The organism is Enterococcus gallinarum, assembly GCF_021496385.1.
In the GTDB taxonomy this organism is placed as follows: domain Bacteria; phylum Bacillota; class Bacilli; order Lactobacillales; family Enterococcaceae; genus Enterococcus_D; species Enterococcus_D gallinarum.
This window is the reverse complement of the sequence record NZ_CP050816.1, coordinates 3,053,627-3,068,369: the sequence shown is the minus strand read 5'-3', so window position 1 is coordinate 3,068,369 and position 14,743 is coordinate 3,053,627. Positions and strand designations below refer to the sequence as shown.

The 14,743-nt window shown below is 41.3% G+C and carries 10 protein-coding genes; 7 read left to right on the top strand and 3 right to left on the bottom strand.

What is annotated here, in order from left to right; translation table 11 throughout:
• Window positions 1–52: 52 nt before the first annotated feature.
• On the top strand, window positions 53–1,342 hold the full coding sequence (locus HED61_RS14865; RefSeq protein WP_113849336.1) for a glycoside hydrolase family 125 protein: 1,290 nt from the start codon (window positions 53–55) through the stop codon (window positions 1,340–1,342).
• Between the two features lie 12 nt (window positions 1,343–1,354).
• Window positions 1,355–2,224, top strand: a complete 870-nt coding sequence (locus HED61_RS14860; RefSeq protein ID WP_113849337.1) for an ROK family protein — start codon at window positions 1,355–1,357, stop codon at window positions 2,222–2,224.
• A 177-nt stretch (window positions 2,225–2,401) separates the two neighbouring features.
• Here the strand turns inward: HED61_RS14860 and mgrA are convergent, their stop codons facing one another.
• Both mgrA and HED61_RS14850 read right to left on the bottom strand, forming a co-directional pair.
• Window positions 2,402–3,400 carry an L-glyceraldehyde 3-phosphate reductase gene (gene mgrA / locus HED61_RS14855; protein WP_156247696.1) on the bottom strand — a complete coding sequence of 333 codons (999 nt, stop codon included), beginning with the start codon at window positions 3,398–3,400 and terminating at the stop codon, window positions 2,402–2,404.
• A gap of 176 nt (window positions 3,401–3,576) precedes the next feature.
• Window positions 3,577–4,791 (bottom strand): amidohydrolase family protein, encoded by a 1,215-nt coding sequence (locus HED61_RS14850; protein WP_034704037.1) that lies wholly within the window; start codon window positions 4,789–4,791, stop codon window positions 3,577–3,579.
• 153 nt (window positions 4,792–4,944) lie between these two features.
• Here HED61_RS14850 and HED61_RS14845 point away from each other — a divergent pair, with 153 nt between their 5' ends.
• The 4 genes from HED61_RS14845 (at window position 4,945) to HED61_RS14830 (ending at window position 11,775) form a co-directional block, all read left to right on the top strand.
• Complete coding sequence (locus HED61_RS14845) at window positions 4,945–7,083, top strand: glycoside hydrolase family 65 protein (RefSeq protein ID WP_156247694.1); 2,139 nt, start codon at window positions 4,945–4,947, stop codon at window positions 7,081–7,083.
• A gap of 382 nt (window positions 7,084–7,465) precedes the next feature.
• On the top strand, window positions 7,466–8,257 hold the full coding sequence (locus tag HED61_RS14840) for a MurR/RpiR family transcriptional regulator (RefSeq protein WP_029486465.1): 792 nt from the start codon (window positions 7,466–7,468) through the stop codon (window positions 8,255–8,257).
• Between the two features lie 4 nt (window positions 8,258–8,261).
• Window positions 8,262–9,704 carry a glycoside hydrolase family 1 protein gene (locus HED61_RS14835; protein WP_029486467.1) on the top strand — a complete coding sequence of 481 codons (1,443 nt, stop codon included), beginning with the start codon at window positions 8,262–8,264 and terminating at the stop codon, window positions 9,702–9,704.
• Between the two features lie 235 nt (window positions 9,705–9,939).
• On the top strand, window positions 9,940–11,775 hold the full coding sequence (locus HED61_RS14830; RefSeq protein ID WP_219645146.1) for a beta-glucoside-specific PTS transporter subunit IIABC: 1,836 nt from the start codon (window positions 9,940–9,942) through the stop codon (window positions 11,773–11,775).
• 397 nt (window positions 11,776–12,172) lie between these two features.
• Here the strand turns inward: HED61_RS14830 and HED61_RS14825 are convergent, their stop codons facing one another.
• A complete protein-coding gene (locus HED61_RS14825) occupies window positions 12,173–13,045 on the bottom strand; it encodes an AraC family transcriptional regulator (protein WP_029486470.1) in 873 nt (290 codons plus the stop codon).
• Window positions 13,046–13,361: 316 nt separating this feature from the next.
• Here HED61_RS14825 and HED61_RS14820 point away from each other — a divergent pair, with 316 nt between their 5' ends.
• On the top strand, window positions 13,362–14,735 hold the full coding sequence (locus HED61_RS14820) for an ABC transporter substrate-binding protein (RefSeq protein ID WP_103300235.1): 1,374 nt from the start codon (window positions 13,362–13,364) through the stop codon (window positions 14,733–14,735).
• Window positions 14,736–14,743 lie beyond the last annotated feature (8 nt).

Below are 14,743 nucleotides of genomic sequence, written 5' to 3'. Positions count from 1 at the left end.
CAGCGGCTTTGTCTACTTTTGTCGGCTCTTCTTTGTAAAAGGGGAAAAGAAGATGGGATACAGCGAAATACCGAAAGTAATTAAGAGTTTTATGGAGAAAATCACGTTGCTTTGTGGCGAAGACCATGCAAATTGGGCGGAAAACTTTAATGCGGCATTTGCCAATACCGTATTAACCACTGTCAAGAAGCAAGAAGATGGCAGTACCTTTGTTTTGACAGGTGATATTCCTGCAATGTGGCTGCGAGATTCAACCGCTCAAGTCCGTCCGTACCTGTGTTTAGCAAAAGATGATCAAGAACTGTCTGATATGATTGCCGGATTAGTCAAAAAGCAATTTATGTTTATCACTATCGATCCTTACGCCAATGCCTTCAATGAAACAGAAAATTTTGCCGGACACCAAGATGATCTAACCGAAATGAACGGCTGGATCTGGGAACGGAAATATGAGATCGATTCATTGTGCTATCCGATCCAGTTAGCCTATCTACTTTATAAAAACACCGGGCGCACCGATCACTTTGATAAAAACTTTATTGAAGGGGTCAAAAAAGTCCTAACCGTCTTTCGGACAGAACAAGATCACGCGCAGTCACCATATCAATTTGAGCGCCAAACAGAACGTCAAGAAGATACGCTGAAGTTCGCCGGCAAAGGAACCCCAGTTGCTAAAACAGGGATGACTTGGTCAGGATTTCGTCCAAGCGACGACGCTTGTGTCTATGGCTATTTGATTCCGTCAAACATGTTCGCTGTTGTGATATTAGGTTATTTGGAACTGATTTTCTCCGACATTTTAGATGTGCCTGAATTAGTGGCCGAAGCAGCCGATTTAAAGCAAGAGATCCAAGCGGGGATCGAAAAATATGCGTATACGACGAATCAAGCTGGCGAAACGATCTATGCCTATGAAGTGGATGGGTTAGGCAATGCCTCTGTCATGGACGACAGCAATGTACCTAACCTGATTTCTGCACCTTATCTAGGCTATGGCTCCATGGAAGATCCAACTTATCTAGCTACGAGAAAAACACTTTTAAGTGACGAAAATCCTTATTACTATCAAGGCGAATTTGCTAGTGGGATCGGCTCATCTCATACACCGCATAATTTTGTTTGGCCGATCGCGATGGCGATGACTGGATTGACGACACCAAACAAAGAAGAAAAAGCCCAAATTTTAGATCAGTTGGTAGCGATCGATGCAGGAACGCATTTGATGCATGAGGGTATCAATGTCAATGATCCAACGGATTACACTCGTGAATGGTTTTCTTGGGCAAACATGATGTTTTGTGAGCTAGTAATGGATTATTTCGATATTCGAGTAGAAAAGTAGGGATAGACAATGATGTATGGAGGCATAGAAGCAGGCGGAACAAAAATGAACTGTGCAGTAGCGGATCAAGAGGGGAAGATTATTGCTTCACAGCGAATCGCTACGAGAGAACCCGCAGAAACACTGGCCGAAATTTTCCGATTTTTTGATAGGTATGAGCTGGCCGCGATGGGGATCGGCAGCTTTGGTCCAATCGGATTGGACCCCAAGCAAGCCAACTATGGGCATGTTTTGGCAACACCTAAAGCGGGATGGCAAAATTTTGACTTTTTGGGGACGTTAAAACAACGCTATCCGATTCCAATGGTTTGGACAACAGATGTCAATGCAGCGGCCTATGGGGAATTAAAAAAAGGGGCTGCTCAAGACTGCGATACCTGTATTTATCTGACGGTGGGGACTGGGATCGGTGCCGGTGTAATCGTGAATAACCAGTTATTCCAAGGCAAATCTCATCCTGAAATGGGGCATATCCGGATCAAACGGCACCCAGAGGATTCATATGTCGGCACTTGCCCTTATCATCAGGATTGCTTTGAAGGGCTGGCTGCCGGTCCTTCCATCGAAGCACGAACGGGGCAAAAGGGAGAGACTCTTCTTGAAAATCATCCTGTATGGGAGCTGCAAGCCTATTATATAGCGCAAGCATTGGTCAATTATACATTGTCCTTTGTACCAGATAAGATTATTTTAGGCGGTGGTGTCATGAATCAGACCCACTTGCTGTCAAAAATCAGAGAACAATTTTTGTTGGAACTAGGGGGCTACATTTCGATTCCAAGTGTAGAAGAGTACATTGTTCCATGGCAACTAGTGAATGAAAGTGGCATCAAAGGCTGCCTGCAATTAGCCATTGATTGGCAAAAAGAATCAATCAACTAAAATGTAGCAAAAAAGAACCAAACGACCGCGAGGGTTATTGCATCGAAGCATTAATAGCTTCTGGACAATACACACTGCGGTCGTTTGATTTCTTTGTTGTTTGGAATGAAGTTTCCGCCATTTTACTCAATGCGGGGCAGTTCCCCCATGGGAAAGGCCAGCGAGCAAATCAAACGCTTATTTCTTTAAAAGCACTAAAATTTCATCGATCTTTTTTAGTTCTTCAGCAGAAAAAGTTAATTGGTCCAAAGCCCGGACATTTGCTTGTAGTTGACTCAAACGAGAAGCACCAATCAATACGCTAGCAACAGTCTCTTGACGTAACAGCCAAGCTAATGCCATTTCTGCCAAACTTTGTCCTCGCTCTTGAGCAATATCATTCAATTGTCTGACTACATTTAAGGTTGGAGCTACACGATCTTCTGTCAAAAAAGGACTATCTGAGCGATGCGCTCGAGAGTCTTCGGGAATACCATGCAGATAACGATCAGTCAATAATCCTTGTGCCAGAGGGCTAAAGACGATCGCACCTAATCCTTCCTCTTCTAAGACAGCTGTTAATCCATCTTCGATCCAACGATCAAACATATTGTAGCGAGGTTGATGGATGATAAAGGGGGTTCCTTGGTCCTTCAAAATCTTGGCGATTTCTTTTGTTTGTTCTGCAGAATAATTGGACACACCAACATAGAGGGCTTTTCCTTGCCGTACTAACAAGTCCAGTGCATGAGCCGTTTCTGCCAATGGTGTGTCTGGATCTGGGCGATGATGGTAAAAAATATCGACATAATCTAGGCCTAGACGTTGCAGGCTTTGATCACAGCTGGCAATCAAATTCTTCTTAGAACCCCATTCACCATAGGGACCAGGCCACATATAGTAACCAGCCTTTGATGAAATAATCAATTCATCCCGATAAGCCTGTAAGTCTTCTTTTAAAATGCGGCCGAAATTCTTTTCTGCCGATCCTGCAGGGGGACCATAGTTGTTGGCCAAATCAAAATGGGTAATGCCTAGATCAAAGGCTCCTAGGATCGTTTCCCGCTGTTTCACAATTGGATCTGTATCACCGAAGTTGTGCCATAGACCAAGGGAAATTGCAGGAAGTTTTAAACCTGATTTTCCGACACGGTTATATGTCATGCGTTCATATCGTTGCATATTTGCTGTATACATGGTAATCCCTCACTTTTTGTATTCGCTATCATAAGTAAACCGAATAATCGGATCAGCGTCAAGCGAAATCAGCAAAAGAGAGGTGACCGAATCATTTTTTGTGCAACCATTGATTCGTAAAAAACCGATTTCCTACATTTCTGTAGCAAATCGGCTTTTTTGTCAGTAATTATTGGTTATGCGTTGTAGATTGGTTGTCCTTTAAAGAAACTGCAGCTGACGTGACCTTTGCGGGCGACAAATTCAGCCGTTGAAGAAACAGGGGTCAAAAGAAAATCAGCAGAATCGCCAACTTTTGGCCATTGTTGATTTCCTTCTTGATCTAATGGCACTCTGCCATCTGTTACCAAGCCTAATGCCTGGGTCAATGCCTCTTGTGATTGAACGCCAAAAATCTCTAAATAACGAGCGAGCTTTTCTTGCAAGGAGCCGTCACCCAGTGATGACCAAGAATCATAAATATTGTCACAACCAATGTGAACAGCAACCCCATAACTTTGTAATTCTTTAAGGGGAGGAATCGTTCCCTGACTGATTGGAATACTTGAAACGATATGAATGTCCTGATCTGCTAAAGCTTGAAAAACTTCTGTGCGTTCAGCTCCTTCAAAATCATTTAAGCCAAAGGCATGGCTGATGAAGACATTGCCTGCCATAGCATATTCTTTGGTCAGCCGAATGATTTCTTTGATCGTTGCACGACCGGCTTCTTTGCGGTCATGTAGATGAATGTCTATGCCAACATTGCCTTTTTTTGCCAGCTCAAAGGTTGTTTTTAATGATTGCTGATAATCTTGATCTAATGTATAAGGATCGACCCCACCAATGAATGCAGCTTTACCAGTAGCTAATGCTTCTTCGATTAATGCGACGGCATTTGATCGCAGCAGACCGTGTTGCGGGAACAAAACAAGTTCCGTACCAAATGGTTTGTCAGCAAGCAATTCAGTTAGTGCATCAAAATAGCGCAGTTCAGTCATTGGTTCAATATCAATATGGGAGCGAAAGGACACGACACCATGAGGCAATTCCAAATCGATCAATTGTTGTGCCCGTTCTTTAATCGAAAGAGGCAATGCATCCAATTGAGGAATCTCTGTTTCAAAACGTTCTACTAAGTTGGCTGCCGGTGTGACAGGACGCCATGGAGTTCCTAATTTGCTTTTATCCAAATGGCAGTGTTTTTCAATCAAGCCGGGTAATAATAACTGGCCTTGACCATCGATAACAGTTATTCCTGGCGTGTCTTTCCATTCATCCATGGGAAGGATCTCGGTAATTTTTTCTTCACTGATCCCAATTGCCGCCCGTTTGGTTTGGCTGCCAGAGGACCAGCCATTTTCTTTGATGTAGCTTGTTTCCATTCGAATATTTGTTAGCCATAAATCCAAGTAATCGCCTTCTTTCAAGTTTGTTTCATGGTACCATACTCTATCAGAAGAACCAAAGTAGATGCCCCTCCCAGCTGAAGTCGGATTCTTTGCATTGGGTGTTTAGTAGTGTAGGATAGAACTGAAAGAAAAAAGCGGAGGAGACGAACAGAGATGGACAAACGATTTTTATTGCAGGCACAAGAACTCTCTCATCAGAAACCGGAATATTTAGAAACGTTGTTTGCTGTGGGGAATGGTCAAATCGGTGTCCGAGCAGGGCATCCCCTTAAAGTGAATGCGAACTATCCTGGGAATCCCGGGGCTTTTGTCAATGGTTTTTTTGACAGTGAACCGATCCAATACGGCGAATGGGCTTATGGCTATGCTAAAGAACACCAAACCATCTGCAAGTTACCCAACCTGCGGGGGCTTTCTTTAAGCATTGGACAAGAGCAGTCGTCGGACAGCGTTTGGCAGACGGAACAAATCCAGCTGACATTAGATATGGCAGAAGGCATCCTTCATGAGTCTTACCATGTAGAAACCCCATTAGGACAAAGCTTTGATCTTGAGATGCAATCTTTTGCCTCCATGACGCGCAGTGAATTTTATGTTTGTCGTTACACAATCAAAAATGCAAATTTCACAGAGCCAATCACTGTTTCCCATCCATTGGACCAGCGCTTCACAGTCAATCAAACAGATGATCCTCGTGTTGCGAATAAAGAGCATCAGCTTCTGAAAGAAGAGCATGGCGACTATGCCATTTGGACAGCCCCTCATAGTCAAAAAAAACTGGCGATTCGGGTGATAGGCGGCGATGGGCAAATCCAATCTGGAGAATCCCTGACGACGATTTTTCAACTGCGATTACAAGAAGCAGAGGACGCACCCTTTTATCAAGAAGCGGTTGATTTTGAAACATTTGTTGCCGAACAGAGGGAAAGCTATCAGCAGTTTTGGGCAGCGAGTGATATCGAGATCACGGGTGATCAAGAACTACAAAAGGGGATCCGCTTCAATCTGTTTCACCTGAATCAGGGGGCAGGACGTGATGGCAGAACCAATTTTGCTGCCAAGGGGTTGACAGGTGAAGGGTATGAAGGTCATTATTTTTGGGATACTGAAATGTATTTGTTGCCTTTTTTTACTTACACCAATCCAGACACTGCGAAAGCATTGCTTACTTATCGAGCAACTATTTTACCGCAAGCGCAAAAACGGGCACAAGAGCTGAGCCAAGACGGTGCACTGTTTGCATGGCGCACCATTGATGGTCAAGAAACGAGTGCCTATTATCCTGCCGGAACCGCACAACTGCATATCAATGCCGATATCGTTTATGCTTTTCAACTCTATGAACGGGTCACAGGAGATGTCCGCTTTATTGAAGAAGTCGGCAGTGAAGTCGTTTTCGAAACGGCAAAATTTTGGTTGAGTTATGGTGATTTCATCGAAAAAGACGGCAAACCTTCTTTTTGTATCAATGGGGTCACCGGACCTGATGAATACAGTGCATTGGTCAACAATAACTTTTATACCAACAAAATGGCTCAAAACAATTTATATTATGCCATTGAACTGGCGAAACGATACGAAAAGCATATGGAACTGATCGATCAATGGCAGCAAGCCGCAGACCTCATGTATTTCGGTTATGATGCGTCTCGTGGACTTACCAAGCAAGATGATGAGTTTCTTGAACAATCTGTCTGGCCTTTTGAAGAGACACCAGCTGCTAACTATCCTTTATTGTTGCATTATCATCCGATGATAATTTACAAACATCAAGTCTGCAAACAAGCGGATACCGTATTAGCGCAAATGCTTTTTACGGGTGATTTTACTCTAGAACAACTAAAACAAGATTATCAGTATTATGAAAAAGTCACCACCCATGATTCTTCGCTGTCTCGTTCGATTTTCAGTGTGATGGCTAGTCGTATCGGAGAAACAGCAAAAGCATATCGCTATTTCATGGATACGGCATTGATGGATCTGACTGATTTGCAAAAAAACGTCGTCGATGGCATCCATGCGGCAAATATGGGAGGCAGCTGGCTAAGTTTGATTTATGGTTTTGCTGGTCTTTATTATGATGAAGGCATTCGCTTGTCCAATCACCTACCAAAAGAAATAACAGAACTTGCCTTTAAGCTTTTTTATCAAGGGGAAGAATTGCGAATTACTTTAAAGGAAGGTAAAGTTGAGTGTCAGCTAGCTCCTGAAACTGAATTATTTATTGAACAAACGGGTAAAGACATCTGGGTGAGAAAAACTAGCAAAGAACATCTGAAAGAAGGTCTGTAAATAGAGCATGACAACATTCTATAATGAGCAGATGTCAGCAACCGCTCTGAGGTTGTAAGCCGTGAGCAACTGTTTGCTGGATCATTCGCAAGAATCAATTGGTAAAAAAACAATTGATTCTTTTTTTTTCGTAAAAAGGCCCCCATTTTATTCAAACTCTATGCCCCAGCAATACGAACTGTCTAAAAGCTATCTTCAGGTGACATGCAATGAATCTTCTAATCAAGGAGTCGTGATTGATTGATAAACTGGAAGGGAAGGGCAACAAACTTAGTTGATTTCCTAGGATATTCCTTGTGGGTGCAAGATATGCACCCCATTTTTGTAAACGGATACGCTATACTATGGATACAATCAAACTTGGCCAAGGGAGATTAAAAAAATGGATAATAATCGATTGAATTTTATTTATAAGCTGAATCATATTGTGAACGAAAATGAAGTAGGAACAGTGGAATTTGAGTTGGCAAAATTTTTCTTGGATAACTTTAAGAGTGTGGCACGATGGAACATTTATCAAATTGCGGAAGAAAAGCATGTCTCGCGAGCTTCAATTAGAAGGTTTGCCAAACAATTAGGGTACGAAAATTTTTTGGAAATGAAAAGAAACGCAGAAACATTTGATGATGGCATCAGTGAATTTCAGAAATTTTATGGGTATGAGGATTTCTTGTCGAAGCTTCAAAGCAACATTGTTTCTTTAATGGAAGAACTCAGCTTACGCTTTAACACACAAGAAGTCGATCGCTTGGTTCGACTGATCAATAGCAATCAGGAGGTAATGATTTTATGCTCCAGCAATATCGCAGGGAGCGTCAAAACTTTTCAGCAACGGATGGTTATTTTTGGCAAACGAATCACATTACTAACCTCAAAAGATGATCTAACTGTCGCATTAACCACTTATAAAGAGCCACTGATCATTGTTTTTTCACTTTCGGGTCTATTTGTTTCTTCCATGCTAGATGTATTTAAAGAGATTCCAGCAACAGCGATCTTGTTTACCAACAACCGCAACCCAATTTACAATCGTTACTTTGACAAATTATATCATTTAAGTTCACAAACACATGAGAAAGAAATCAATGAGTTGCTTTACTATACCTATGGCATTGATTTTGTCCTTGATTTATTATTCAACGGTTATTTACTTAAATATAAGAGAGAAGGCTAAGGTCATGCATTTTAAAGATCAACCAACATTTCCAGATAATTTTTTGTGGGGAGCATCAAGCGCTGCTTGGCAAGTAGAAGGCGCAGTGGCAGAGGATGGTCGTTCTACAGCGATCATTGACTTGAATAGTAAGAAAAAAAAGCCCTATACCGATAATTCGATTGCAGCTGATCATTATCATAAATACAAAGAAGACGTTCAATTGATGGCTGACGCAGGATTTACCTCTTATCGTTTCTCTATTGCTTGGCCTAGAATTTATCCAGATAATTCTGGTGTTCCGAATCAATTAGGCATTGATTTCTATAATCAGTTGATTGATGAACTCGTTGCTCATGGGATTACACCAATCGTTACCTTGTATCACTATGACATGCCGGTATGGGTAGATGAAGAGTTTAATGGTTGGTATGATCGTGGGATCATCGATGCCTTCGATCAGTATGTCAGAACTTGCTTCAATGCGTTTGGAGACCGTGTAAAATACTGGCTAGCAATCAATGAACAAAATATGCAGATCGTCTATGGTGATTGGTTAGGTGTCTGTAAGTATCCAGAGACGTGGTTCGAAGACAAATGGAGAGTCAACCATATTATGAATCTCTGTCATGCTAAAGCAGTTATTGCTTGTCATGAGTTAGTTGAGGATGGGAAAATTGGACCCGTTCCTGGGATGGTTCCGTTTTATCCTGAATCTGCTAAACCAGAAGATCAGATTGCAGCAATGAATGCCGAAGAATTAACCGAAAAAATTTGGAATGATTTCAATGCCAATCGTGAATACAATGGATTTATCAAACGTTACTGGAAAGAACACAATATTGATCCAGATATTCGCCCTGGAGACATGGAACTCGTTGCCCAAGCAAAAATTGACTTCTTTGGCATTAATTGTTATCGCAGCAATGTTGCAAAAGAATCACCGGCTGATTCACAACGTCAAGAAATTGGGTTGAATAAGTCTGGGAAAAAAGGAGAATTCGTTTATCCAAATTATCCAGGTATTTTTGCTCAAACAGTGAATCCATTTGTAGAGACCACGGATTGGGACTGGGAGATCGATCCCGTTGCCATGCGTTACTTATTACGCTATATGGAGGATCATTATCATTTGCCGATGATTATAACGGAAAATGGTTACGGTGCCCATGAAACGTTAGGAGAAGACGGCAAAGTCCATGATCAAGAACGAATTGCATTCTTGAATGACCAAATCTACCAAGTTGGTCTAGCCATTGAAGATGGGGCAAAAGTATTTGGTTACAATCCATGGTCCTTTACGGATTTATTGAGCACGGGAAATGGCATGGCAAAACGTTACGGGCTTGTCTATATCAATACGACAGATGACGAATTGCTTGATTTGCGAAGAATTCCTAAAGATTCTTATTATTGGTACAAAGAAGTGATTCATTCAAATGGGCAGTCCCTGAAACGTCCAGAGTGAGAAGGAAACGGGGTACAACTATAAATTTGTAACATAAAACAGTAGACACTATACTATCCGAACGAAAGTCATTGAACGGTGCGAGTAATCGTATTTTTATGACACTGATCTTGCGGTTCCTAGGAGCAAAATCAGTATCGTTCGGATAGGCAGTTTGCTAAGAAACAGATGATCCAGTTTTGATTATCAAATGAAATGAAAGCGATTTATAAAATGAAATGAGGATGAATCGGCTATGACAAATTATAGTGAACTAGTTGAGTATATCATCGATCACATCGGCGGAATCGAAAACGTGCAAACAGCGAACCATTGTGCTACTAGATTACGACTCCAATTGAATGATCCATCCGCCTTCGATGATGATCAGCTGAAGAAAAATAAACTGATTTTAGGTACAGTAAAAAGAGATCACGATGTTCAATTAATCATTGGACCAGATGTCCCTAAGGTATATGCAATGTTTATGGAGAAATTAGAGCATAAAAGTGAAAAGACATCCACTGATCGAAAAAAAAGAAGGTTAAAAGATTATGGGGCATTAGTCGTTGACTTTATCAGTGGTACCTTTGTTCCAGTATTGCCTATCCTTGTAGCAGCCGGATTGGTATCTGCCGTTTTAACTATTGGTGTGACCTTTTTCGGATTATCTGCAGAAAGTGGAACTTATACGATTTTAAATGCAGTGAATGATGCTGGATTCTATTTTTTGCCTATTTATATTGGATTTAGTGCTGCTCGCAAATTAGGTATCAATGGCATGATGGGGATGTTCCTAGGGGCAATTCTTGTTCATTCACTGATCAATGGTGTAGAAGGACTTACCTTCTTAGGCCTTTCTGTACCGACAATGAGTTATAATACCACAACGATTCCAGTGATATTCGGGGTATTATTTATGGCAGTGATTGATCGAATCGCGGATAAATTGATTCCCCAGTCTATCAAATACTTTGTTAAACCATTGCTTGTCATTTTGATCACAGTACCGGTAACCTTGATTCTATTAGGTCCTATCGGAAATGAAGTGGGAGGCTATATTGCTAATGGCTTGAGCTTTTTGTATGATAAATTAGGCTGGTTTTCCGTTGGTTTGTTGGGGGCAACGACACCTTTACTTGTGATGACAGGAACAAACCAAGCATTGTTTCCACTCGTTTTTGCAATGCTAGGAGATTATGGCTATGACTCATTTGTCATGCCAGCAATGTTAGCAGCGAATGTCGCCGTTGGTGCTTCAGCGTTAGCGATTGCGTATAGTGAAAAGAATACCGAGAAAAGGGCCCTAGCACTCTCTTCTGGATTAACTGGCGTGATGGGAATCACTGAACCTGCTATCTTTGGTGTCTTGATCAATTACCGCAGTGCCTTTATCGGGGCAATCACAGGTGGAGCAGTTGGCGGTATTTTAGCTGGATTTGTTCAACTGAAGCAGTACGCAGTCGTATCACCAGGATTAATTGCCATTCCGACATTCATCCCAACAGATGGCTCTGGCTTTAACGCAAACTTCTGGTTTTCGATCATTGTTATTCTGCTTGCGATTTGTGTCTCATTTACTCTCACTGTTTTCATGGAAAAGAAGCGTATTAGAGAAAATAAACTCAATCAGGCGAATGAAGCTGTAAAAATAAATAGCCCTGTAAAAGGAACGGTTGTCTCTTTGGAATCAGTGAATGACCCGATGTTTTCAGAGAAAATGATGGGAGACGGCATTGCGATTCTCCCTGAGGATGACGTCGTTTATGCTCCATTCGATGGCTACATCATCATGACTACCCCAACAAAACATGCTATCGGATTAAGAGGAGAGAATGGCGTGGAACTTTTGATCCACATTGGGATCGATACGGTACGTCTGGAGGGGGATGGCTTTACTCTTCATGTGGAAGAAAATCAATATGTGAAAGCAGGTGAACCGCTGATCTCTTTTGACAGACAACAAATCAAAGAAGCGGGATATGATGTAACGATACCTGTCATTGTCACAAATACTCCCGAACATGGTAGTTTTGCTAAAACGATTCAAGAGCAAGTAAAAACGGGGGACTATTTATTCTCTACCAATTAATTGAGTGCTGTTTATTCTATTTGATCCGTACAAGGAAGTTCTGTGTAGATGAGGCATTTGGGTAGCAAGTCATTCTTCTTTAGAGCGTGGAACAAAAGTTTTTTCCTTTTGTTCCACGCTCTAAACACGCCTACACAGCGGGAGCAGAAGCAGCATCTTCGAAAATAAGTCAAAATACCCCAAAAATTGAAAAGCAAATTTCGTGGAGTCCTCTGTTATCTCGGCAGTTAACCCTCCTGTCTCCCCCGCTTTTTTATTACTCCTTCGAGAGAACAAAAAAGAGATCTGGAAGTCTCCGATCTCTTTTTCTCTGATGAACTATTGCCTATTCTAGATAAAAATGATAAATGCGGTTTCAACGATTTGGAATCTATTTCGGTTTTGTTTGCGTAGTTATTTAGTGAAAGCCGAAAATATTTTTTTGAAATTTCATAGGAGAAGTGCCAACCATTGATTTAAAGACGTGATGAAAGGTTTTGACGCTAGAAAAACCTGAGCGGGCAGCTACTTCTGCCATGGGAACCAGCTCTGTTCCTAAAATATACTTTGCCCGATGGATGCGGTATTCTGCCAGATAACTGGTAAAAGACATCCCGATATTTTTTTTGAAGAAGCGTGAGAAATAACTAGGACTAAACCCCACATGATCAGCAACATCCTGAATCGTGATCGCATGTAAATAATTGGACTCAATATAGTCGAGGATGGTGTCGATCTGGAACAATGTCTCGCGATTTTTTAATGTACTATCTAAAGCGGCTTTTTCTGTTTTTTTGTTCTTCAATGGCAGTTGGTACAAGAGATTCGCTAATTTATACAAACTGCTCAAAATACTGTATTGATACCCTTCACGCTGTTTCTGGTTTTCATGATAAATAGAAAGCAAGATAGTCTGGATCTCTTTTTGGATCGGGGTAGGCCAATCTTTACTGTAATTGACGACGGTCTCAAATACTTTGGCCAATGGACGATCATTTGGCGAGATATTGTCATGCCCTTGAAAGAGTTTGATATCAAATTGATAAACGATTCGTTCACTATTTGGCGAAGACAAGAAGAAGTGCGGTTCACCACTAGAAAAAAAATAGATCTCGTCTTCATGCATTTGAATGATCTCGTCATCCACCCCTAATCTGACAGTTCCTTCCAAACAATAAATAAATTCAATTTCTTTGTGCCAGTGAGGATAAGTGATCGACCACCCTTCATTTGTAAAGGTTTTGAAAGGGAACAGCGGATTGATTTCAGGAATTTCCAAGTATAAGCTCATGTATTCTACTCCTTTGTTCTATAGATAGTGATGCGGTGTTGCTCTCTTTATTTTACTTTGTGATGTGCCTGATAGAATAAATGTAATCGATTTCTAATTTAGAAAATAGAGCCAAACAAAAATCGGGAATAAGGAACACATAACTCGGGAAGAAATATGTATTTTCGTTTTGTATAGTATAAATTGTAAAGAAAAACAGACAGCATTATTTTGGCAACATGAAGCAATCATTTTGTAAAAAATAATCCGTCTGATTTTCTTTTTGAACTATTGTATGCGCATACAAATGGAATATAAAAAGGCAGGAGCAAAGAAGATGAAAAAAATTGGTCTACTCATTTCCACATTGGTTATAGGCGGAAGTTTTTTATTATCGGGATGTGGGAGCAATGATGATGCTGGTGATCAAGCGAGTAAAGTTACCCTCAATTTTTCTTTTTGGGGCGATACATTGGAGAAAGATTCGATCGATAAATTGATCAAAAACTTTAATGAATCACAAGACGAGATCCAAGTAAAAGCGCAGCAGATCCCTTATGACAATTATATGGAGAAGCTAAACACACAAGCTAGTACCAAAACACTTCCAGATGTCGGCTATATGGTTGAAACAAGCACGGCAGAGTGGGGGAAGAGCGGCAACTTAAGGGATCTGACAGAGCTGTATGAATCAGGAGGACCATTTGAGAACAAAATCGCAGAGACACGCTCGGAGTACAACGGGAAAGTCTTTGGATCGCCTGCAGGGCCAGGAATGCTTACACTGTTCTACAGTACGAAATATTTTGAAGAAAAGGGGGTTGAAGTCCCACCTCATGACGTCAATCAAGCGTGGGATTGGGATAAATTTGTATCCATTCTGAAAGAACTGACAGTCGACCGAAATGGCAATCATCCAGGCGATGCTGGTTTTGACGAAAAAAATATCAAAACCTATGGGATCTCCAATTTTACTGGTCTAGGCTATGAATCTTTCTTAATCAGCAATGGCGGTGGGGTGCTTAGTCAGGACGGCAAACAGATCCTGATTGGAACAGATGCTTCGATTGAAGCGTTAGAGAAAATTCAGGATTTGATGTACAAAGATTATGTGATGCCGAAACCCTCACAGGCAAGTACGATTCCTTCAACTGATACCGCAATGCTGACAGATAGGGTAGCGATGACGATCACAGGATCTTGGGACTTACGTTCTCTGGGGGACGCTATCGAACAAAAAGGGTTAGCGTTAGGTATGGGTGTCTTACCAAAAATGGGAAAAGTCGTTCAAATGAATTTTGGTCCGCCAATCGTGGTTTTTGATAATGAAAACACACAAGAACATTGGGAAGAAACCAAAACATTTTTAGAGTATCTTTTAGACCCTGAGAATAGTTTAGATGTCATCGATTCAGGATTATGGCTGCCTAACCAAGACAATTGGTTCTCAGATGAAACGTACCTTCAAAAATGGGCCGTAAGCGATCGTTCACCAGAATATAAAAAAGAAGCACTGGTTGAAGCAAAAGAGCAAGCGTTGACAAAAAACAAGGCCTTCTACAGCGAAGATGCTGCTTCGATCGAGCAAATCGTGAACCCCGCGTTAGAACAGGTCTGGACTGGCAAGAAAGCTCCAAGAGAAGTAGTTGAGGAAGACATTTTGCCAAAACTAGAGAAACAGTTCGGGGACAAATACGAGTATGTGAAGTAGGTGAACGA

Excerpts from the sequence above, each read along its gene's own strand:
- mgrA (WP_156247696.1), bottom strand. The coding sequence starts at position 3,400 with ATGTATACAGCAAATATGCAACGATATGAACGCATGACATATAACCGT.
- HED61_RS14840 (WP_029486465.1), top strand. The coding sequence starts at position 7,466 with ATGGATAATAATCGATTGAATTTTATTTATAAGCTGAATCATATTGTG.
- HED61_RS14845 (WP_156247694.1), top strand. The coding sequence starts at position 4,945 with ATGGACAAACGATTTTTATTGCAGGCACAAGAACTCTCTCATCAGAAA.
- HED61_RS14835 (WP_029486467.1), top strand. The coding sequence starts at position 8,262 with ATGCATTTTAAAGATCAACCAACATTTCCAGATAATTTTTTGTGGGGA.
- HED61_RS14860 (WP_113849337.1), top strand. The coding sequence starts at position 1,355 with ATGTATGGAGGCATAGAAGCAGGCGGAACAAAAATGAACTGTGCAGTA.
- HED61_RS14865 (WP_113849336.1), top strand. The coding sequence starts at position 53 with ATGGGATACAGCGAAATACCGAAAGTAATTAAGAGTTTTATGGAGAAA.
- HED61_RS14830 (WP_219645146.1), top strand. The coding sequence starts at position 9,940 with ATGACAAATTATAGTGAACTAGTTGAGTATATCATCGATCACATCGGC.
- HED61_RS14825 (WP_029486470.1), bottom strand. The coding sequence starts at position 13,045 with ATGAGCTTATACTTGGAAATTCCTGAAATCAATCCGCTGTTCCCTTTC.
- HED61_RS14820 (WP_103300235.1), top strand. The coding sequence starts at position 13,362 with ATGAAAAAAATTGGTCTACTCATTTCCACATTGGTTATAGGCGGAAGT.